This is a genomic window from Rhodococcoides kyotonense (genome assembly GCF_001645385.1).
In the GTDB taxonomy this organism is placed as follows: domain Bacteria; phylum Actinomycetota; class Actinomycetes; order Mycobacteriales; family Mycobacteriaceae; genus Rhodococcoides; species Rhodococcoides kyotonensis_B.
Genome location: NZ_LVHI01000032.1, coordinates 129,482 through 149,395 on the forward strand (window position 1 = coordinate 129,482; position 19,914 = coordinate 149,395).

Genomic DNA, 19,914 nt, shown 5'->3' on the forward strand with positions numbered 1-19,914 from the left:
GAACACGCAAGTCCATCAGGTCCGCCCGTGACGTCGTCGCCCGACGACCGCACCGATCGTTCGGCGCAGGCACATCGGCACGTGAGTCGAGACCGCTTGCGGGACATATTGATCGACCTCGTCGACGTCGCGAGCCCGACCGGTGACGAAGCTCCGCTCGCCCGTGTCGTCACCGAGACGCTCGACCGTGCGGGGGTCGACGCGCACACCATGGCGTTGGACGATCGGCAGGCCAACTCGTGGGGTCGCCTGCGTGGGGACGGCACAGGTCCCGACCTGCTTCTCTACGCGCCGATCGACACCGTCACCACCGGCGACCCCGCAGAGGACCTGCCTGCACTTGGCCCCGCGCTGCGCCCGGACATGGTGGCGAAGGCCAGAGTCGACGGGGACTACCTGATCGGCCTCGGCGCGTCCAACCCCAAGGGGCACGCGGCGTGCGTCATCGCCGCGGTCGAGGCGATCGCCGCAGCCGAGATACCGCTGAAGGGCGATCTGATCGTCGGATTCGGCGCAGGAGGCATGCCGACCAATGCGCGTGCGGGAGTCGGCAATCCGCGTCTGAACACCGGACAGGGCGTGGGGTGCTCGTTCCTTCTCGAACAGGGGGTCTGGGCGGACTTCGCGTTGATCGCGAAACCGGGGTGGACCGTCTCGTGGGAAGAAGTGGGCCTCGCCTGGTTCACCGTCACGGTCCACGGGACACACACCTACGTCGGGTCGAGACATCGCCTGCCCTACGCGAACCCCATTGCGGCGGCGGGGGCGGTCGCTGCGCGACTCGAGGAGTGGTTCCCGAAGTACTCGGTGGCCAACACCTCGGGTCTGGTGGCGCCACAGGGGATCGTCGCCAACATCCGCGGCGGGTGGGAACGCACCGCGTCGTTCACCCCCGAGCAGGTGACGATGACGGTGGATCTGCGATTGAGTCCGCGCACCACACCCAGCGACGCCAAACGACAGCTCCTGGCGGCCGTGCGGCGAATCGCGGACGACCTGGGCGGACTGGAGATCGAGGTCGAGCAGGTGTTGGCCATCGCGGGCGAATCGTCGGACGAGGACATGTGGTTGTGCCGTAGCGCGATCGCCGCGTGGGAGGCGAGGGAAGGAAGACCGCACGAACCCGCGTACGACGCCAGTGGCGCAACAGACGCGAACATATTGCGTAGCAGAGGAATTCCCACCGTTCGGGTCGGCATGCCGAAGGTAGTGGACGCGCCGTTCGAGGTGGATTTCGCGATGGGAATGAACACCGTGGATCTGCGCCGGGCCGAGGAGTTGACGCACTATCTCGTCGACGTCGCACTCGACACGGTCACCCGCACACTCGAGGAAGTAGGACTGTGACGACATGGCTATCGTGACGTTGGGTGTAGGTGCTTCGCACAGCACCCTGATGAACACCCACTGGGAGGAGACCACCCACAAGGACGAGGCGGAGCGGTTCCGTGACGGACTGCGCGCGGCTCGCGATCGCATCGCGGACTCGAGGCCGGACGTCGTCGTTCTGTTGGGCTCCAACCACTTTCGAGGATTCTGGCTCGATCTCATACCCGCGTTCACCATCGGCGTCGGCGAATGCGTCGCGAGCGGTGAGTCGGGTACGCCCAAGGGGCCGCAGCGGGTCGACGTCGAGTTCGCCCGTCATCTCGCGAACGACCTGATCGAGAACGGCAAGTTCGATCCGGCGTTCTCGGCACGCATTCAGATCGATCACGGCCAGTCGCACGCCATTCAGTATCTTCTCGACGGTATCGACGTGCCGATCGTCCCGATCGTGGTCAACGTGTTCGCGCCTCCCCTCCCGACGTTCGAGCGGTGCAGGGATTTCGCTGTCGCGCTGCGTGATTCGATCGAGCGGGAAGCCTCCGACAAGCGAGTCGTGGTCATCGCGTCCGGTGGAATGTCCCACCGGTTGCCGTGGCCGGACTGGCGGGATCCGCACGGCGAGGACGAGGACTTCATGGTCCAGGCGTGGCTGGACGGCCGCGCCAACTGGTCTCAGTACGACGTTCGACGTCGTGAGATCATCCGAGCGGCCGAGGCCGCGATCACGCCGGCTTTCGACGACTACGTGCTTCGCCTGTTCGAGAAGGGCAGTGCGTCCGAACTGGTCGACTACACGACCGAATCGATGGAGAAGGAAGCGGGCAACGGCGCCCAGGAGCTGCGCACCTGGCTGATGATGTCGACCCTCCTGCGCGACGTCGCGGGCGAACGGCTCGCGTACGAGTCGATCCCCGAATGGCTCACGGGCATGGGCATCACGGTGCTCGATCCCGCAGCACAGCAGGACCTACAGAACGCTACGACGACGAAATCGGAGAGACAATGACCATCTGGACCGAACTGGCAGGGCTGGACTTCTGCGTGAAGACGGTGGACGCCGCGGGGATTCCGACGCGTTCGCTGCAAGCCGGATCCGGTGACGAGGCCGTCATCTTCCTCCACGGCACGAGCGGCCATCTCGAGGCGTTCGCACGCAACATCGCCTCGCACTCGGAACGCTACGAATGCCACGCCATCGACATGCTGGGACACGGGTACACCGGGAAACCGGACTACCCGTACGAAATCCCGCGTTACGTCGAGCATCTCGTCGCCTACATGGATGCCGTCGGCCTCTCGCGCGCCCACCTGGTCGGTGAGTCCCTCGGCGGTTGGGTTGCCGCACACCTGGCGAGTGAGCAGCCCGAACGCGTTCTGTCGCTGCAACTTCTGGCGGCGGGCGGCACCGTGGCCAACCCGGAGGTGATGGAACGCATCAAGACGTCCACCATGCGTGCGGTCACCACCGACGACATCGGCCTGACGCGTTCGCGGATGCATCTGCTGATGCACGATCCGGCCAACGCGACCGAAGAATTGGTGAACGTACGTCACCGCATCTATCACCGCCAGGAATTCGTCGACAACATCCACAATCTGCTGACCCTGCAGGAGATGGAGACCCGGCAGCGAAACCTGCTGCGGCCGGAGCGGCTTGCGTCCATCACGGCGCCGACGCTCGTCGTGTGGGGTCACGAGAACCCGTTCGGCGACGTGCCGGAGGCCCGAAAGATGGCCGCCGACATCCCCGGTGCGCGCCTCGAACTCTTCGAGGAGTGCGGACACTGGCCGCAGCACGAGCAGGCGGCGCTCTACAACCCGCTCAGTCTCGACTTCCTCGCGGAAGCGTCGGCGGCGGCGAAGACGACTGCTTGACCGATTCTCGAACCGAGGGCGAGTGAGCCTCGGTGCGCACAACTCGCGGACGCGGCCGACGGGACCCACAATGGTGCCGTCGGCCGCGTGCGTTTTCGGCCGATGCTGCTCGACGTGAAAGGTGAAGGCGTGGAAACGATCTTGTTGTTGGCGACGGACGAATACGGTGTGATCGAATGCACCGTGACCGACCGGATCGGACAAAGGGGGCACGTCGTTCGCCCACCGGAGAGAACGCGACGAGCGGTGTCGGCACTGCTTCCCGACGCGACGGTGGTCATCGGAGAGTGGAGCGGCGAACTGCCACTCGGACGTGACGAGGCCCTGGCCGGGTCGAACGTGCGCCTCGTCCAGCAGCCCGGTGCAGGCGTCAACTTCATCGATCTCGGTGCATGGGCCGACGCCGGAGTGCCGGTCAGCAACGCGCCGGGCGGTAATGCTAGTTCCGTTGCCGAGTGGGCCGTCACGGCCGCGTCGTACCTGAACCGATCCGTCGGATGGGCCGATGCCGAAGTCCGCGCGGGCCGGTGGCCGCAGGAGTCGATCGTGCGTCGTGGTTGCCGCGATCTGGCCGAGTGTCGCGTCGGCGTGGTCGGTTTCGGTGAGGTCGGGCGACGCGCTGCGTCGTTGTTCGGCGCGTACGGGTGCACGGTGCGCTATGCCGCGCGGAGCGACAAACGGGACGCGAACTTCGAACGCGTACCGCTCGACGTGCTCGTCGCGGAGTCGGACGTCCTCGTGCTGTCGGTACCGCTCACGGACGACACGAGGGGCGCAATCGGTCGCGCACAGTTCGACGCCATGCCCGACGGCGCAGTGCTGGTGAACGTCGCGCGCGGAGGCGTCGTCGACGAGGCCGCGCTGATCGACGCTCTGCGGCGCGGCCGGCTGGGAGGCGCGGCGCTCGACGTCGTCGAGACCGAACCGCTGCCTGACGGCTCACCCTTACGCGAGTTCGACAACGTGCTGCTCAGTCCTCATGTGGCGGGCGGTTCCTCGACGGCAATGCGTGCGATCGCCGACATGGTGGCCAGGAACGTCGAGCGTGTACTGAGCGACCACGACCCGTTGTGGGTCGTCAACGGCGTCGCCGGGCAGCAGCCGACGTCGCTCTCGTCCCGATAATCGGCTTCTCACCTCGGCGCGGGGAATGTTTCGCCCGCGTTGCGTCCTCGTTCCGGCCCGGTGGCCGGACGTTGCGTCGCCGTAAGTTGTTCGTCCCGGTCCGCACGGTGGACCCAGTTGGTGGGCGCTCACGACTACCGCAATTACGTTTTCGGACATGAGCCCGCGTATGCGACGCAGATCACACAAAGGAAAGCTTCAGCCCATGGCACAACGATTCAAGCTCGGAACGACGAGTGTTCTCGCGACGGCGACGCTGGCCGCACTGTTTCTCGGAGCCTGCAGCCGTCCCGCGACCGAGGCAGCGGAATCCACCTCGGCGGGAGGGAGCATCCGCATCGCGGTCGGCATCGACGCGTCCTACGCACCGTTCTTCCTCGCGAAGGACGAAGGCATGTTCGACGCCGCCGGACTCGACGTCGAACTGGTCCAGTTCGGGCGCGGCGGCGAAGCGGTCGATGCGCTGTCGACCGGGCAGGTTCAGATGGCCGGTAGCTCGGACACCACCACGATCGCGCAGCTGCAGCAGAACCCGGGGCTGCGTGCGATGTACTCCTACGAGACCTCGGGGGAGTACATCAAGGTGGTTCTGCGTAACCGGGTCGATTCCCCGCAGGCCATCAGGAAGCTGGGCATCGTTCCCGGGCTCAGCCAGATCTCGACGGACAAGTACCTCGAGGCCAACGGCATCGCCGCGGATTCGATCGAGGAGATCACCGCGACACCGACCGACATGCCCGCTCTGCTGAGCCGAGGTGACATCGACGGCTACGTGCTCTGGGAGCCGTGGCCGACGGCGGCCCTCGACCAGGGAACGGGCAAGGTCGTGGCGACCACCGGTGACTACGACTGGTTCTACCACCACTGGGCGATCACGACGGACTCCTGGCTGAGCGCGAACGAGGAGACCGCACGCACCGTGCGCGACGTCCTGCAGGAGGCTACCGAGAAGGTCGAAGCCGACCCTGCAGCCGCCACCGCGGCGACGATGGCCGCGGTCAACTCCGACGAGCAGCAGACGCTGACCGCGATCGACGAGATCGACTTCGTCGTCGAGGACCTCACCGAGAAGAGCATCGAGGACGCACAGTCGGTCGTCGACTTCTATCTGAAGGTGGGAGCGATGAACGCGCAGCCGGATCTGAACGCGTCGATTCTCGTCGACTGGTCCGAAGGAGGGCAGGCATGACCGCGAGCACCATCGAGGGAGTCCCGGTTCACGTACGCGATGTAGCCATTCGTTTCGGCGAGCTGGAGGTCGTGTCCGGAATCGATCTCGACATCCAACCGGGCGAGTTCGTCTGTCTGCTCGGACCGAGTGGATGCGGCAAGTCGACCTTGCTGTCGGCACTCGCCGGTTTCGTCGACACCGCCGAGGGTGAGGTGGTCTGCAACGACGTCCGCGTCGAGGGCAACAACACGCACGCCGGCATGGTCTTCCAGAGCTCGGAAGCTCTGTTCGAGTGGATGACCGTGAGCCAGAACGTGGCCTACGGTCCGCGGATGCGCGGGGCCGACAAGGCCGAACAGGCCCGGATCGCCGCCGAGTACCTGGCCATGGTCGGTCTCCGTCACGCAGGCGCCAAGTACCCGACCCAGCTGTCCGGCGGCATGAAGCAACGTGTGCAGATCGCTCGCGTTCTCGCCAACCAGCCGCGCCTGGTCCTGATGGACGAGCCTTTCGGAGCCCTCGACGCGCAGACGCGTCAGGTGCTGCAGACCGAACTCGACACGATCTGGCGGAACACCGGCTGCACCGTCGTGTTCGTGACCCACGACATCGACGAGGCGATCACGCTCGCCGATCGGGTCGTGGTCATGAGCGCAGGGCCGAGTGCACGCATCAAGAGCGTCTACACCGTCGACGCGCCCCGCCCACGTGACCGGAAGAACCCGGCCGTGGCGGATCTCTACGAACGTCTTCGCGACGACATCCGTGCCGAAGTCGTTGCCTCACTGAGAAATCAAGGAATCGAGGAGGACGAGCTGTGACCGCAGTCGTCGCCGGTCGTCCCGCGACCGCATCAGCACCCAGCCGTCGGAAGGCAAGCCGAGCGCGCTCCATGAGCGGATCGGTCCTCCGCACGGCAGCCCTCTGGTCGGCGTCCGTCGTGCTCGGACTGGCCGTGTGGTCCTTCCTTGCATGGTGGTACGGGCCGACCACGATGGCGTCGCCCACGGCAGTGGTGTCCGCTGCCAAGGAACTGTCCGACAGCGGCGTCCTGTGGAGCTCGATCCAGGCGTCGGCGGGACGAATTCTCATCGGCTGGGCACTCGGCGTCGTGGTCGGAGCCCCCGTCGGAATTCTCATGGGCCGCATCGACATCGTTCGACAACTCCTCGACCCGTACATCGAATTCTTCCGATTCATCCCACCGATCGCGTTCGTGACACTCGCCGTCGTCTGGTTCGGCATCGGTGAGACGTCCAAGATCGTTCTGATCTTCTACACGTCGGTGTTCATCGTGACCGTCAGTACGATCGCGGCGACCGTCGCGATCAGCGACAACAAGCTGCAGGCAGCGGCCAATCTCGGTGCCGGTCGCTTCCAGATCATGAAGACGGTCGTGTTGCCGTCGACCGTCCCGGGAATCGTGACCGGTGCGCGTCTGGCGATGGGAAACAGCTTCCTGACGATCGTCTCGGCCGAGATCGTCGCCGCCAACGCCGGTATCGGCTCGATGATCTGGCAGGCTCGTAACTACGGACGCATCGACTGGACCTTCGTCGGAATCATCACGTTGGGAATCATGGGATTCCTCTTCGACCGCATTCTCCGAACGGTCTCCACCAGGTTCCTCGGAAAGTACGGAGTGAAATGACGAACGACACCGCCACCATCGCAGAGAAGGCCGGAATCCCCGGCGCCCCAACAGGTCTGACTGTCGAGCAGGAACGTCACCGCCGCAAGGTCGCGGTGGTCGGAGGCTACCGAATCCTGTCTCGCTTCGGACTGGACGAGGGAATCTCGGGCCACATCACGGCCCGTGACCCAGAGGACCCGGAAACCTTCTGGACGGCCCCGTTCGGTCGACACTTCTCGCAGGTGCGACCCGAAGAACTACTGCACGTCGGGTCGGACGGAACGATTCTGTCCGGTTCCGGGCCACTGAACCGGGCGGCCTTCGTCATCCACTCCAAGATCCACCACGCACGCCCGGACGTGATCGGCGCGGTCCACGCACACGGCCTGCAGGGCAAGGCGTTCTCGTCGCTGCACCAACTGCTTTCACCGATCACGCAGGACGCGTGCGCTTTCTACGACGATCACTCGATGTACGAGGAGTACCACGGTGTGGTTCTCGACGACGAGGAGGGCGAACGGATCGCGGCCGCACTGGGTTCGAAGAAGGCGGTCATCCTGACCAATCACGGCCACCTCACGGTCGGGGAATCCGTCGAGTCGGCCGTCTGGTGGTACGTGTCGATGGAACGCTCGATGCAGGCGGAGCTCGCGGCACGTGCGGCGGGAACGCCAGTGGTGTTGTACGACAAGATCGCGGCCACGACGTACGACGCCGTGGGGACCGAGAAGGTGGGGTGGTTCGCCTACTCGACCATCATCCAGAAGATCGCGGCCGAGGAGCCCGACATCTTCGGTCACTGATTTCGTTCTGCACTTCAAGCACCGGGTACGCGCGACGACTTGTCGCGCGTACCCGGTTTTCGTCGTGCACCGCCGATTGCACGGGCCGGCGGGAGTGTTCCGGTGAGCGAACCGTTTCCATTTCCTCTGCGCCGCACTGTGTTTACGGTTCGATCATGACTTCATCGGTGGACCTGTCGGTCGACATTCTGATCATCGGCGCCGGCCCGGCCGGGCTGTATGCCGCGTACTACGCCGGATTCCGCGGACTGCGGGTCGCCGTACTCGACGCACTGGACGAGCCCGGCGGGCAGATCAGCGCGATGTACCCGGAGAAGGCCATCCTCGACATCGCAGGGTTCCCGTCGGTGAAAGGACGCGACCTGATCGACGGCCTTCTGGCGCAGGCTGCTCCGTACTCACCCGAATACGTACTGGGCGAGCGCGCATCGAATCTGCGGCACCTTCCGGACGGATCCGTTGCGATCTCGACGGACAAGGACCGCACCATCTTCGCGGGTGCAGTCGTCATCTGCGGTGGCATCGGCGCGTTCACGCCGCGGCCTCTGCCGAAGGGGCACGGTTTCCTCGGTCGCGGGCTGAGCTACTTCGTGCCCGACCTGTCCGCGCATGCCGATCGCGACGTCGTCATCGTGGGCGGTGGTGACAGCGCGTTCGACTGGGCAGCCCATCTGGAGCCGATCGCGAAATCGGTGACTCTCGTGCACCGGCGTGACAAGTTCCGTGCGCACAAGGCATCGGTGGCCAAGGTGTTCGACAGCTCGGTGCAGGTCGTCGTCAACGCCGACGTCTCGGCGGTGCGCGGTGAGGAGTGGATCTCCGAGGTCGACATCGCGCACAAGGCAGGTCACCAGGACACCCTGTCGGCGCAGTCGGTCATCGCGGCTCTCGGCTTCACCGCCGACCTCGGTCCGCTGAACGACTGGGGCATCGCGATCGAGAACCGGCACGTACTCGTCGACACCCGAATGCAGACCACGGCCCCGCGCGTGTACGCAGCGGGCGACATCACCGACTACCCCGGCAAGGTGCGGCTGATCGCCGTCGGTTTCGGTGAAGCCGCCACCGCCGTCAACAACGCGGCCGCCGTCCTCGACCCCGACGCGGAAATCTTCCCGGGTCATTCCACAGAGCAGGAGAACTGACGTCATGCCGTTCGTCATCGGAGAAGCGTGCATCGATTACATGGATCGATCGTGCATGGAAGAATGCCCGGTCGATTGCATCTACGAGGGCAATCGCAAGCTGTACATCAACCCGGCCGAGTGCATCGATTGCGGGGCATGCGAATTGGCGTGCCCGGTCGAGGCCATCACGGTCGACCGCAAGGCGGATCCGGAGTTCCGCGAGGACAACAAGCGGTTCTTCCTCGAGGTGCTGGACGGAAGATCCGAACCGGTCGGAACGCCGGGCGGTGCCGCGAAGATCGGGCCGATCGGTGTCGACACTCCCATCGTCGACGAATTCGAGGAAGCCTGACCGGAACCGGACGAAACGGCTCGGCATGTAACGAACATGAGTCCAGTTCGCCCAATGAACCCGTTTCGGTGACCGAGCCGGCCGAAAACCCTTAACGTTCTGTCGGGGGAAGCCAACAGTCGAACACGAGGTGAAGAATGAGTTCCGCAGTTCCCGCATCCCCAGGTCCTTCGTCGGCTCCGCTGCTGCGCATCGATGCACGCCCGTCCGCGCCGTCTGCTCCTTCGGCGGATCTTGCGTCCGTCCTGGGGAAAGCGCGACTCATCCTCGACGCGTTCGACCGCGAGAACGCCGATCTGTCCTTGACCGAGCTCACCCGCCGCAGCGGTGTGGCGAAGGCGAGTGTGCATCGGTTGGCGGGTGAGCTGGTCGAGTGGGGACTGCTCGAGCGTGCGGGAACGAAATACCGACTCGGCCTCCGGCTCTTCGAACTCGGTCAGCTCGTACCGCGGCAGCGGATCCTGCGCGACGCCGCTCTGCCGTACATGGAGGATCTCCTGCTCGCCACGCAGGAGACCGTGCACTTCGCGGTTCGCGAGGGCCTCGACGTTCTCTACATCGAGAAGATCGTCGGGCACCGGGGACTGAACGAGAACTCCCGCGTCGCCGGTCGATTGCCGCTGTACTGCACGGCCACCGGCAAGATCATCATGGCCTTCTCGCCTCGCTCGGTGTTCGACGAGGTCGCGGCCCAGGGCTTCACCGCGCTGACGGCACGTACGACGATGTCGGTGTCGGTACTGGCGCACCAACTCGAGCGGATGCGACGCGACAAGCTCGCTGTCGAGGTCGAGGAGACGCGGCTGGGGTACATGAGTGTCGCGGTGCCGGTGTTCAGCGGCCACGACGTCCTGGCAGGCGCGCTGTCGGTGACGGCACCGACCTCTCGGTTGAACGTCAGTCGCGTCACCGGTGCACTGCGCACCGCGGGCATGGGGATCTCCCGCACGCTGCAGGCGATGAAGTGCCACCGACCCGACGGCCTCGCGAATCGCGAGTCGACGTGCCACCCGACGGTGTGCTCGTTCAACGGGTGCGGTCGGTGACCACCCGCGTCGGTACGTACCCGTAGCGTTCGGCATCCCAGGTGTTCGGTCCGACCCCACGGCCGGACAATTCGGCTTTCCGCACCTTGCCCGTGTCGGTCAGTGGCAGCTCGTCCACGACGTCGACGTAACGGGGCAGTGCGAAGTACGGCAGATGCGGTTCCGACCGGCGCAGCAGGTCGAGCGGATCGACGACGTGCCCGGTCCGAGGAACGACGGCCACCATGATGTCGTCCTCGGCCAGCGACGACGGGACAGGAAACGCCACCACCTGTGCGACGGCCGGATGCCGGCCGAGAACCGTTTCGACCTCGACGGACGACACGTTCTCTCCTCGTCGACGAATGACGTCCTTGATGCGGTCCACGAAGCGGAACCAGCCGTCGGGTTCACGGACGACCCTGTCGCCGGTACGACGCCAGGAGTCCGTCGCGGGAATCGGCTCGCCCAGATACCCGGTCGCGAAGGCGCCGGGCAGGTGAGTACGCACGACCAGTTCGCCCGGATTGCCGTCGGCGACAGCGTTGTCGGCGTCGAGCACGACCGCGTCGTATCCGGGACGTACGGTGCCCAGGTAGCCCGGGCGGGCTGTCGCCCAGTCGTTTCCGAGCACGAGATTGGTTTCCGTCGATCCGAACCCGTCGATCAGGTCCACGCCGAACCGTTCCCGGAACAGGGTGTACAGGTGCGGCGGCGTCGCCGGCGCGAGCGATCGGGTGACGGAATGTGCGCGGTCGGCCTCGGATGGCGGTAGCGACGACAACATGGCGACCATCGCGCCGAGGAGATAGGTCACCGTCGCCTGCGCGTCGGCGACGTCGGCCCAATGGGCACGGGCGGAGAACCGTTGTCCCAGAACGAACGTCGCACCCGCGACGAAGGCCTGGAACATGGCGTTGATCGCGTTGGTGTGGAAGAACGGCAAGCAGTTGTACAGCACGTCGTCCTGTGTCACCGCGAGCGCGTCACCGACACCGAGTCCCCAGTACACGAACTGCGCGTGTGGACACCGCACGCCCTTGGGAGGTCCGGTGGTTCCCGACGTGAACAGCACCATGGCGGTGTCGAGCGAATCGACGTCCGCGGCGGGAACCGATCGGCCGGTCTCGGGTGAGGGCGCGTCGGAACCGAACTCCCACAGGGCCCCTCGGAAACCGGCGGATCGAATCCGCTGCGTATGGACGGGTTCGGTGAACACGTGGCGTGCCCCCGAGGCTGCGAGGACGAAGGTCAACCCGTCGCCTCGCAACTCGGGGTTGACGGGAACGGCTACTGCGCCGATCCAGACGCACCCCAGCATGGCCTCGACCATCTCGATGCGGTTCGACGACAGCACGAGGACCGAATCACCCTGCACCACGCCGTGATCCAGTAAGGCGCCGCCCATCGACGCGACGCGCTCCGCGAGGAGTCCGTACGAGCGCGTCGTACCGGACCCGCGAAGCGCCGATGCGTCGGGACGCTCGGCAGCGCGCGCCGCGATCAGCGCCGGTATGGTTCTCACGCGTCGATCCAAGGGTTCAGCGATTCCGGAGCCCGGGAACGACCACTGCCCGGCCGGCCACTTTGCCTTCCCGCAGTGCGATCAGAGCGTCGGCGATGTCTTCCAGATCGAATCGCTGGACGGTCAGGACCAGATCACCGGACAGCAGTCGGTCGATCATGACAGGTGCGAGTTCGGCCTGTCGATCGGTCTTGCGCATCATGTTGACCGGAAGCAGCGACACGTCGCTGAGCAACCAGTTCGGCAGATCGACGGTCAGTTCCGTACCCAGGGTGTAGCCGATCAGCGCGGCCCGACCACCCGGCACCACCGTCCGCAGTAGCGGCGCGAGTACGTCGCCGCCCAGGGTGTCGATCAATACGTCGGCGACGGGCTCCGATCCGAGCGCCTCGAGCAACGTGTCCCCGCGCCCCACCACCGGCCGTACGCCTGCGGGCACCAACTCGACCTGGTCCTCGCGCGGTACGACCCCGATGACCTCGGCCGCTCCGGCCAGCAGCGCGAACTGTGCGGCCATCGCGCCGACGGCGCCGGACGCGCCGGAGACGACGACGCGTTCACCCGGCGCGACCCGAGCCACGTCGTTGACCGATACGTATCCGGTGGTGCTCGGCAGGAAGAAGGTCGCGGCGACGGCTGGATCGAGCTCGGCGTTCACCGGAGTGAGAGCGCGGTCGTCGACGACGACGTAGTCGGCCCAGCAGCCGTTCTTGAACAGTCCGATCCCTTTGCCGCGCACGAGGACTCGTGAGCCGATGGGCAAGGTGTCGGACTCCACCACGGTGCCGGACCCGTCCGTGCCGCCGATGTGCGGCAGCGTGGGCTTGACCCCGAACGTGCCGCTGGCGACGGTGAGGTCGAGATGGCCGAGGGCGGCCGCGTCGACCCGAACGAGGGAACGACCCGGTTCCCGCACCGGTACATCGATGTCCTCGACGACGGGGCTCTCGCCGTAGGTGTGCAGTAGCGCGGCGCGCATGTGGCCTCCTGAAATAGTGTGCGGGGTGGTCAGCGCAGTGTCTGTGCGGACCGTAGGGATGCGATCTGGTCGGGCGTGTAGCCGAGGATCGTGCTCAACACGTCGTCGGTGTCGGATCCGAGAACGGGGGCGGGGCGACGAACACCGCCCCTGGTGGACGACATACGGATGGGCGTTCCCTCGTGCAGGAAGGTGCCCGCCACGGGATGGTCGACGGGGACGTAGAACTGTCGATCACGCAGGTGCACATCGTGTTCCACGAGATCCCTGCCGTTCTGCACCGCGCCCGCGGGCACGCCCGCCTGCTGCAGCGCGTCCTGAACCACTGCGACCGGACGTACGCGGGTCCAGGCCTCCACGGCATCGCGTATGTCCTTGTCTCGGGCGCGTCGAGCATCGGCCGTCTGCAGAAGGGGGTCGTCGACCCAGTCGGTTCGGCCCACGACACGGCACAGGGCCGCCCACTCGGCATGATCGCGTACCGCCACGGCGCACCACGAGTCGGCGCCGAGGCATCGATACACCCCGTGCGGCGCATACAGTCTGTGCGCGTTGCCGATCGGGGTCGGAGTGATGCCCGCGCCGTTGGCGCTGACGACCGACGTACCCATGTGCGACGCCATCGCTTCGAGTTGCGAGAGGTCGATGTGTTGCCCGCGGCCGGTGCGGCTGCGATGTTCGAGAGCCGCGAGCGTCGCCAACGCCGCCTGCAACCCGGCGACGATGTCACCGTGGCCGTAGATGACTCCGACGACGTCGTCGACGGACCAGCCGGTCAGGGCCGTGAGACCGCTGCTGGCAGAGACGATGTCGGCGTACGAGACCCAGTCCTTGCGAGGTCCGGTATGGCCCATGCCGGACATGGAGGTGTAGACGATACCCGGGCGAATGCTGTCGAGTTCGGCGTAACCGAGGCCCATCCGTTCCATCACCGACGAACTGAAGTTCTCGACGACGACGTCGCACGTGGCGATCAGATCCCGCAGGACCGCAAGCCCTTCCGGCGATCTGGTGTCGAGTGTGATGCTGCGTTTGTTGCGGTTGACGTCGTTGAAGTAGCCGCTGGTGTTCGGGTCGTCGCCGCCGTCCCGCGACAGGTGCATGAACGGGGCGAAGCGCGTCGGGTCCGGTCGTCCGAGCGACTCGACCTTGATCACCTCCGCGCCGTGGTCGGCCAGAATGCGCGTGCAGTACGGACCCGCGAGAACCCAGGTCAGATCGAGCACGCGTATCCCGGACAGCGCGAGCGGACCGGCCTGTTCGCTGCTGTGGGCGGGGAGCCGTACATCGGGCAACGACGTCAGCAGCTGTTGATCCGCTCCCAGCGCCTGCACGTCCAGACGCGTCGGCCGACGGCCCTCGGGGAACGCGAAGCCGAAGCCGAGGTCGCGCACGGTTCCCGTCTCACGTTCCAGATCGACGAAGAAGTCGCGATCGTTGAGTTGAGGGTTGCGGATCGTTTCGTCCGGCCTGTCCACGGCCGCCCACGGCAGTCGGTGGTCCTGGGCCGCGGCGGCGAACTCTTCCTTCGTCCACGACGAGAGAATGCGGTTCAGGACGTCGAAGATGTGCTGCTGCCCCGACTTTCGGGTGCGGGCGTCGGCCCACTTCGGATCGCCCAGATCCTCCTTCACACCCATCTCGGTGAGCCATGCGACGAGGTTGTCCCACATGCGCGGGCTGCCGCCTAGGCCTCCTCCGAGGTGTCCGTCCGCGGCGTCGAACAAGCCGTGCGGCACGAGAGGATGCACACGGCCCGGACGCGGTGGAACTCGGTCTTCGTGCAGGTACGCCAGCGTTCCTGCTTCGAGCGCCGCCGCGACGCATTCCTGTGCCGAGATGTCGATGTCCTGCCCGCCGTGTCCGCGACGTCGGGCCGACAGGCCGAGCAGAGCGCCGATGGCAGCGTTGACGCCGGCGAGTTGTTCGGCTTGACCCTCGGGCAAAAGCAACGGGGGTCCGTCCGGATCCCCGACCTGTGCCATGGCGCCGCCGCGTGCGGCGACGGTCAGATCCGTTCCCTCCCAACCACTGTGGACGCCGTCGCTGCCGAACGGGGTGACGCGGACGCGGACGAGACCGTCGACGTCGGGCAAAGGCGTTGCGCCGGGCTGCCTTCCGTCGAGCACGATGTCGGCCCACTGCAGCAGAGTGGTCAGTGACGTCGACCCGCTCGCGGTGCCCGTCTCGACGACGACCGATCGCTTACCCGCGTGCCAGTGCGCGAACGTGCACCCGCCGAGGTCGCGACGCGTATCGTCACCCTCCGGTGGCTCGACGAGTACGACGTCGCAGCCGATTCCGACCAGCATCCGCCCGGCGGACCGCACGAAGGGCCCCGACAGCTCGACAACTCGGATGTCGTTGTCACTCAAGGTGGATCTCTCCGATCGTCGCGGTTGCTGGATGTCGTCGACACTAGATGCGCATCGGTTGTCGTGCGAACGGTGCGGGACCGCTGACCGGACCGATCTCGTATGCAGTGACCGTCGCCGTTCCTACTCTGTGCCTCATGACAACGTTGGAGCCACACACGATCGGCGAAGCCGCGGATCGTCTCGCCGCAGCGGCGCGCACCAGGCAGCCGTGTTCACCGGTGCGTGATCTCATCGGCCGCGACGACATCGCGTCCGCGTACCGGATTCAGTCACGCAACATCGATGCGCTGCTCGCGTCGGGGCGGACTGTCGTGGGTCGCAAGATCGGGTTGACGTCGCCCGCCGTCCAGCGTCAACTCGGCGTCGACCGACCCGATTTCGGAGTGTTGCTCGACGACATGGACTGCACGGGAGCGGGCCCGCTCGACATCACCCGTGTTCTGCAACCGAAGATCGAGGCGGAGATCGCCGTGATCCTCGATGTCGACGTCACCGAAGAGTTGACCGCAGAACGGGCGCCCGATGTGGTCTCGACCGTGTTCGCGGCCTTCGAGATCGTCGACAGCCGAATTGCAGACTGGGACATCTCGCTGGCCGACACGGTGGCGGACAACGCGTCGTCCGGCCTGTTCGTGCTCGGCGATTCGGTGCCACGTGTCGATGCACCAGATCTCGCCTCGGTCGCGATGACGCTGACCGCGGACGGAGTCGAGGTGTCCACCGGTCGTGGTTCGGACTGCTTGGGCAGTCCGTGGAACGCACTGGTGTGGTTGGCGAACACCTGCATCGAGTTCGGTGCCCCGCTCCGCGCAGGCGACATCGTGCTGACCGGAGCGCTCGGCCCGATGGTCCCCGTCGCACCGGGAAGCACGTACACGACGACGATCTCGGGAATCGGCACCGCCACAGCCACATTCACGCATCGACCGGAAGAGGACAGGTAGCACCATGGCCACCACGAAGGCCGCAGTCATCGGTTCCGGAAACATCGGAACCGATCTGGTCATCAAATTGAAGCGGATCGCGAAGAACGTCGAGATCGCCGTCCTCGTCGGAATCGACCCGGCATCCGACGGCCTCGCCCGCGCCGCCCGGATGGGCATCGACACCGTCGCCACCGGCGTACAGGGTCTGATCGAACACCCGGACTTCGACGACATCGAGATCGTCTTCGACTCCACGTCGGCTGCCGCCCACAAGGCGAACGAGGAGGCGTTGCGTCCGTACGGCAAACGCCTGATCGACCTGACGCCCGCCGCGATCGGCCCGTTCGTCGTCCCCGCGGTCAACCTGGACGAACACCTCGACGCGCCGGTGGTCAACATGGTGACGTGCGGCGGACAGGCGACCATCCCCGTCGTGGCAGCGATCTCGTCCGTCACCCCGGTCCACTACGCGGAGATCGTCGCGTCGATCGCGTCGAAATCCGCAGGTCCCGGTACGCGGGCCAACATCGACGAGTTCACCGAGACGACGGCCGCCGCGATCGAACAGGTGGGCGGTGCGGCACACGGCAAGGCCATCATCGTGTTGAACCCGGCAGATCCGCCTCTCATCATGCGAGACACCGTCCTGGCACTGGTGTCCGATCCGGACCAGGATGCGATCCGCCGGTCGATCCTCGACATGATCGACACCGTGTCGGCCTACGTACCGGGATATCGCCTCAAGCAGGACGTGCAGTTCACTCGTGTGGACGACGGCGACTCGATGACCACGCTGACCGGTGGCGTCGACAAGGGCCCAGGGCTGTGGAAGGTCTCGGTCTTTCTCGAGGTCGAGGGGGCTGCACACTACCTCCCGGCATACGCGGGAAATCTCGACATCATGACGTCGGCGGCACTGCAGGTCGCGGAGACGATCGCGGGCGACAGGGCAAAGGTGGCAGCACGATGAGCATCTCGACCGACAACCGTTCGACCGTGCCCGACGGCGCGGCGTTGTACATCCAGGACGTGACGCTGCGCGACGGTATGCACGCGTTGCGGCATCGCATCAGCCCCGAGAACGTGGGGCGAATCGCGGGCGCGCTGGACCGTGCAGGCGTCGACGCCATCGAGGTGACGCACGGGGACGGCCTTGCAGGCCACAGCCTCACGTACGGCCCCGGCAGCAACACCGACTGGGAATGGATCGAAGCTGCTGCGGCACAGGTTCATCGGGCCCGGCTCACGACGCTGTTGCTTCCCGGTGTCGGGACGGTCAAGGAGCTGAAGCGGGCGTTCGAGATGGGAGTGACGTCGGTCCGCGTCGCGACCCATTGCACCGAGGCGGACGTGTCCGCGCAGCATATTTCGACGGCACGAGAACTCGGCATGGACGTCTCCGGGTTCCTGATGATGTCCCATCTCGCGGAGCCGGCTCTTCTCGCGGAGCAGGCGAAGAAGATGGAGTCCTACGGCGCCCAGTGCGTCTACGTGACCGACTCGGGTGGGCGTCTGACCATGGATGGGGTGCGCGACCGCGTGCGCGCCTATCGGGACGTGCTCGATCCCGAGACGCAGATCGGAATTCACGCTCACCAGAACCTGTCGTTGTCCGTGGCCAATTCCGTTGTGGCCGTGGAGGAAGGCGTGACGCGTGTCGACGCGTCGCTGGCCGGGCACGGCGCAGGCGCCGGTAACTGCCCGCTCGAGCCGTTCGTGGCCGTCGCAGATCTGTACGGGTGGAAGCACAGCTGCGACCTGTTCGGGTTGCAGGATGCGGCCGACGACATCGTGCGTCCTCTTCAGGATCGACCGGTGCAGGTCGATCGCGAGACGCTCACCCTGGGCTATGCGGGCGTCTACTCGAGCTTCCTCCGGCACGCCGAATCCGCTGCCGCGCAGTACGGATTGGACACGCGCTCGATTCTGCTCGCTGTCGGTGAGCGGGGACTCGTGGGAGGTCAGGAGGATCTGATCGCCGACATCGCCTTGGATCTGTCGTCGGAGCGACGCGTCCGATCCTGACCGCCGATGCCCTCGCGCCTACTCTGCGCCGCTGACGATCTGGATCAGATTGCCGCAGGTGTCGTCGAACGTCGCGAGGGTCATCGAGCCCATCTCGGTGGGCTGCTGCGTGAACACGACGCCGAGCTTCGTGAGCCGCTCGTACTCGGCGTTCACGTCGTCGACCATGAACGACGTCGCCGGAATGCCGTCTTCCATCAACGCGGTCTTGAACGGCTTCAGGGCCGGGTGCACGTCGGGCTCGAGGGACACTTCCGGCCCGTCCGGATTCTCGGCGCCGACGATGGTGAGCCATTTGTGCTCACCGAGCGGGATCTCGTGCTTGACGACGAAACCCAGTGTCGTGGTGTAGAACTCGAGTGCCTTGTCCTGGTCGGGGACGAACAGGGACGAGATGTAGATCTTCACGTGAACTCCTGAGCGATGGGCCAGCGTTGCTGGATCCGGGCGAGTGGGCGTGTGTCGACATAGAGGAACTTGTAGCGGCCCTGACGCTCGGCGCGGACCAGCTGCGCCGAGGCCAGGACGTCGAGATGCTGCGAAACTGCTTGCCGCGACGACGAATTGCCGTGATTCATGATCAATCTCGTGCACAGTTCGAACAATGTCTGACCGTCGCGCTCCACCAGCTCGTCGAGGATGATTCGGCGAGTCGGGTCTGCGAGCGCCTTGAACAGTTCGGAGTCGTCCGGCTGTTCGGTCACGCCCTCACCATAGGCAAGCGATGACTTGCCTGTCAACGCATCAGAGCTGGTTGACGCGAATCAGGTTGCCCGCGGGATCGCGGAAGGCGCAGTCGCGCACGCCGTAGTCCTGATCGATCGGTTCCTGCAGTACGTCCGCCCCCGCCGCCTGCAGACGCTCGAAAAGACCGTCCAGGTCGTCGGTGGCCAGCGTCACGGCGCCGTACGAACCCTTGGCGATGAGGTCGAGAATGGTGCGACGCTCGTCGTCGGTGATTCCGGGGTCGACGGCAGGCGGGTGAAGCACGATCGAGGTGCCCGGCTGTCCGACGGGCCCGACGGTGATCCACCGCATGTCTTCGTAGCCGACGTCCTTGCGGACCTCGAAACCCAGTGTGTCGCGGTAGAAGCCCAGTGCCGCGTCGGCATCGGTGTGCGGGAGGAACGCGTAGTGAATGGTGATGTTCATGTCCATCACGCTAAAGGGGCTACTGCTGCCGCGCTTCTCGATTCCTGACCGGTCTCGTCACCTGTTTGGCCAGGCACGGCGGAATGCCCTCGCCGTGCTGTGAGTGGTCGCGTCGATAGACGCTCGGCGGCACGCCGACCAGCTCCGTGAACCGGGTACTGAACGTGCCGAGCGACGACGAGCCGACGGCGAAGCAGATCTCGGTGACACTCATGTCCCCGCGCCTCAGCAGCGTCATCGCCCGCTCGATCCGTCGCGTCATCAGGTACGAGTACGGGGATTCGCCGTAGACGCGGCGGAATTCGCGACTCAGATGACCGGCGGACATGTGCGCACCGCGCGCGAGTGCGTCGACGTCGAGAGGTTTCGCGTACTCGCGGTCGATCCGGTCGCGAACGCGTCGCATGGCGGTGATGTCGCGCAAGCGCTGTTCTTCCGCACGTTCCGGTGTCACCCCCGCATCGTTCCACGCCCGGAGCGCAGATCGGC

General features: G+C 65.9%; 21 protein-coding genes. 14 read left to right on the forward strand and 7 right to left on the reverse strand.

Going from position 1 to position 19,914, the window contains the following annotated elements; translation table 11 throughout:
• Positions 1 to 27: 27 nt before the first annotated feature.
• From A3K89_RS20170 to A3K89_RS20220, 11 genes are all read left to right on the forward strand, one after another.
• On the forward strand, positions 28 to 1,347 hold the full coding sequence (locus A3K89_RS20170) for a M20 family metallopeptidase (protein ID WP_068429766.1): 1,320 nt from the start codon (positions 28 to 30) through the stop codon (positions 1,345 to 1,347).
• 4 nt (positions 1,348 to 1,351) lie between these two features.
• Positions 1,352 to 2,335, forward strand: a complete 984-nt coding sequence (locus tag A3K89_RS20175; protein WP_068429768.1) for a catechol 1,2-dioxygenase — start codon at positions 1,352 to 1,354, stop codon at positions 2,333 to 2,335.
• Complete coding sequence (locus tag A3K89_RS20180; protein WP_068429771.1) at positions 2,332 to 3,204, forward strand: alpha/beta fold hydrolase; 873 nt, start codon at positions 2,332 to 2,334, stop codon at positions 3,202 to 3,204. The genes A3K89_RS20175 and A3K89_RS20180 overlap by 4 nt, the downstream gene beginning before the upstream one ends.
• 129 nt (positions 3,205 to 3,333) lie before the next feature.
• Positions 3,334 to 4,329, forward strand: coding sequence for an NAD(P)-dependent oxidoreductase (locus A3K89_RS20185; RefSeq protein WP_254303598.1), 996 nt, complete (start codon positions 3,334 to 3,336; stop codon positions 4,327 to 4,329).
• A gap of 205 nt (positions 4,330 to 4,534) precedes the next feature.
• Entirely contained in the window at positions 4,535 to 5,518 is a 984-nt protein-coding gene (locus tag A3K89_RS20190; protein WP_068429775.1) for an ABC transporter substrate-binding protein, read from the forward strand.
• The gene (locus tag A3K89_RS20195; RefSeq protein WP_068429777.1) at positions 5,515 to 6,321 is read left to right on the forward strand and encodes an ABC transporter ATP-binding protein; all 807 of its coding nucleotides are present in this window, start codon (positions 5,515 to 5,517) and stop codon (positions 6,319 to 6,321) included. The genes A3K89_RS20190 and A3K89_RS20195 overlap by 4 nt, the downstream gene beginning before the upstream one ends.
• Positions 6,318 to 7,151 (forward strand): ABC transporter permease, encoded by an 834-nt coding sequence (locus A3K89_RS20200; RefSeq protein WP_068429778.1) that lies wholly within the window; start codon positions 6,318 to 6,320, stop codon positions 7,149 to 7,151. Before A3K89_RS20195 ends, A3K89_RS20200 begins: the two co-directional genes overlap by 4 nt.
• The gene (locus A3K89_RS20205) at positions 7,148 to 7,936 is read left to right on the forward strand and encodes a class II aldolase/adducin family protein (RefSeq protein WP_068429779.1); all 789 of its coding nucleotides are present in this window, start codon (positions 7,148 to 7,150) and stop codon (positions 7,934 to 7,936) included. Before A3K89_RS20200 ends, A3K89_RS20205 begins: the two co-directional genes overlap by 4 nt.
• A gap of 155 nt (positions 7,937 to 8,091) precedes the next feature.
• Positions 8,092 to 9,081, forward strand: a complete 990-nt coding sequence (locus A3K89_RS20210) for an NAD(P)/FAD-dependent oxidoreductase (protein ID WP_068429782.1) — start codon at positions 8,092 to 8,094, stop codon at positions 9,079 to 9,081.
• Positions 9,082 to 9,085: 4 nt separating this feature from the next.
• Entirely contained in the window at positions 9,086 to 9,415 is a 330-nt protein-coding gene (fdxA, locus tag A3K89_RS20215; protein ID WP_068429785.1) for a ferredoxin, read from the forward strand.
• 137 nt (positions 9,416 to 9,552) lie between these two features.
• On the forward strand, positions 9,553 to 10,461 hold the full coding sequence (locus A3K89_RS20220) for an IclR family transcriptional regulator (RefSeq protein WP_068429786.1): 909 nt from the start codon (positions 9,553 to 9,555) through the stop codon (positions 10,459 to 10,461).
• Here the strand turns inward: A3K89_RS20220 and A3K89_RS20225 are convergent.
• Genes A3K89_RS20225 through A3K89_RS20235 form a run of 3 tightly spaced genes read right to left on the reverse strand, consistent with a single transcriptional unit; the run spans position 10,442 to position 15,319 of the window.
• Positions 10,442 to 11,965: an AMP-binding protein gene (locus A3K89_RS20225; RefSeq protein WP_254303599.1), complete on the reverse strand. Its 1,524-nt coding sequence runs from the start codon at positions 11,963 to 11,965 to the stop codon at positions 10,442 to 10,444. The two genes, A3K89_RS20220 and A3K89_RS20225, sit on opposite strands and share 20 nt — an antisense overlap.
• 16 nt (positions 11,966 to 11,981) lie before the next feature.
• Positions 11,982 to 12,944: a quinone oxidoreductase family protein gene (locus A3K89_RS20230; protein ID WP_068429791.1), complete on the reverse strand. Its 963-nt coding sequence runs from the start codon at positions 12,942 to 12,944 to the stop codon at positions 11,982 to 11,984.
• A gap of 29 nt (positions 12,945 to 12,973) precedes the next feature.
• Complete coding sequence (locus tag A3K89_RS20235; RefSeq protein ID WP_068429793.1) at positions 12,974 to 15,319, reverse strand: CaiB/BaiF CoA-transferase family protein; 2,346 nt, start codon at positions 15,317 to 15,319, stop codon at positions 12,974 to 12,976.
• A 137-nt stretch (positions 15,320 to 15,456) separates the two neighbouring features.
• On the opposite strand from A3K89_RS20235, the gene A3K89_RS20240 reads away from it, so the two are divergent.
• The 3 genes from A3K89_RS20240 to dmpG are packed head-to-tail and all read left to right on the forward strand — an operon-like array spanning position 15,457 to position 18,273.
• A complete protein-coding gene (locus A3K89_RS20240) occupies positions 15,457 to 16,266 on the forward strand; it encodes a 2-keto-4-pentenoate hydratase (protein WP_068430089.1) in 810 nt (269 codons plus the stop codon).
• A 4-nt stretch (positions 16,267 to 16,270) separates the two neighbouring features.
• Positions 16,271 to 17,218, forward strand: a complete 948-nt coding sequence (locus tag A3K89_RS20245) for an acetaldehyde dehydrogenase (acetylating) (RefSeq protein WP_068429795.1) — start codon at positions 16,271 to 16,273, stop codon at positions 17,216 to 17,218.
• Positions 17,215 to 18,273, forward strand: a complete 1,059-nt coding sequence (dmpG, locus tag A3K89_RS20250; protein ID WP_068429798.1) for a 4-hydroxy-2-oxovalerate aldolase — start codon at positions 17,215 to 17,217, stop codon at positions 18,271 to 18,273. Before A3K89_RS20245 ends, dmpG begins: the two co-directional genes overlap by 4 nt.
• Before the next feature lie 18 nt (positions 18,274 to 18,291).
• Here dmpG and A3K89_RS20255 read toward each other — a convergent pair whose 3' ends face one another.
• Genes A3K89_RS20255 through A3K89_RS20270 form a run of 4 tightly spaced genes read right to left on the reverse strand, consistent with a single transcriptional unit; the run spans position 18,292 to position 19,831 of the window.
• The gene (locus A3K89_RS20255) at positions 18,292 to 18,681 is read right to left on the reverse strand and encodes a VOC family protein (RefSeq protein ID WP_068429799.1); all 390 of its coding nucleotides are present in this window, start codon (positions 18,679 to 18,681) and stop codon (positions 18,292 to 18,294) included.
• Positions 18,678 to 18,977, reverse strand: a complete 300-nt coding sequence (locus A3K89_RS20260; protein WP_068429801.1) for an ArsR/SmtB family transcription factor — start codon at positions 18,975 to 18,977, stop codon at positions 18,678 to 18,680. The genes A3K89_RS20255 and A3K89_RS20260 overlap by 4 nt, the downstream gene beginning before the upstream one ends.
• A 40-nt stretch (positions 18,978 to 19,017) precedes the next feature.
• Positions 19,018 to 19,425, reverse strand: a complete 408-nt coding sequence (locus A3K89_RS20265; RefSeq protein ID WP_068430092.1) for a VOC family protein — start codon at positions 19,423 to 19,425, stop codon at positions 19,018 to 19,020.
• Positions 19,426 to 19,444: 19 nt separating this feature from the next.
• Positions 19,445 to 19,831, reverse strand: a complete 387-nt coding sequence (locus A3K89_RS20270) for a helix-turn-helix transcriptional regulator (protein WP_068430095.1) — start codon at positions 19,829 to 19,831, stop codon at positions 19,445 to 19,447.
• Positions 19,832 to 19,914: the final 83 nt, after the last annotated feature.

What these genes read in the sequence shown, in the direction of transcription:
- A3K89_RS20175 (WP_068429768.1), top strand. Translation starts at nt 1,352, where the DNA reads ATGGCTATCGTGACGTTGGGTGTAGGTGCTTCGCACAGCACCCTGATG.
- A3K89_RS20180 (WP_068429771.1), top strand. Translation starts at nt 2,332, where the DNA reads ATGACCATCTGGACCGAACTGGCAGGGCTGGACTTCTGCGTGAAGACG.
- A3K89_RS20190 (WP_068429775.1), top strand. Translation starts at nt 4,535, where the DNA reads ATGGCACAACGATTCAAGCTCGGAACGACGAGTGTTCTCGCGACGGCG.
- A3K89_RS20195 (WP_068429777.1), top strand. Translation starts at nt 5,515, where the DNA reads ATGACCGCGAGCACCATCGAGGGAGTCCCGGTTCACGTACGCGATGTA.
- A3K89_RS20205 (WP_068429779.1), top strand. Translation starts at nt 7,148, where the DNA reads ATGACGAACGACACCGCCACCATCGCAGAGAAGGCCGGAATCCCCGGC.
- A3K89_RS20210 (WP_068429782.1), top strand. Translation starts at nt 8,092, where the DNA reads ATGACTTCATCGGTGGACCTGTCGGTCGACATTCTGATCATCGGCGCC.
- fdxA (WP_068429785.1), top strand. Translation starts at nt 9,086, where the DNA reads ATGCCGTTCGTCATCGGAGAAGCGTGCATCGATTACATGGATCGATCG.
- A3K89_RS20220 (WP_068429786.1), top strand. Translation starts at nt 9,553, where the DNA reads ATGAGTTCCGCAGTTCCCGCATCCCCAGGTCCTTCGTCGGCTCCGCTG.
- A3K89_RS20230 (WP_068429791.1), bottom strand. Translation starts at nt 12,944, where the DNA reads ATGCGCGCCGCGCTACTGCACACCTACGGCGAGAGCCCCGTCGTCGAG.
- A3K89_RS20240 (WP_068430089.1), top strand. Translation starts at nt 15,457, where the DNA reads ATGACAACGTTGGAGCCACACACGATCGGCGAAGCCGCGGATCGTCTC.
- A3K89_RS20245 (WP_068429795.1), top strand. Translation starts at nt 16,271, where the DNA reads ATGGCCACCACGAAGGCCGCAGTCATCGGTTCCGGAAACATCGGAACC.
- dmpG (WP_068429798.1), top strand. Translation starts at nt 17,215, where the DNA reads ATGAGCATCTCGACCGACAACCGTTCGACCGTGCCCGACGGCGCGGCG.
- A3K89_RS20265 (WP_068430092.1), bottom strand. Translation starts at nt 19,425, where the DNA reads ATGAACATCACCATTCACTACGCGTTCCTCCCGCACACCGATGCCGAC.
- A3K89_RS20270 (WP_068430095.1), bottom strand. Translation starts at nt 19,831, where the DNA reads ATGCGACGCGTTCGCGACCGGATCGACCGCGAGTACGCGAAACCTCTC.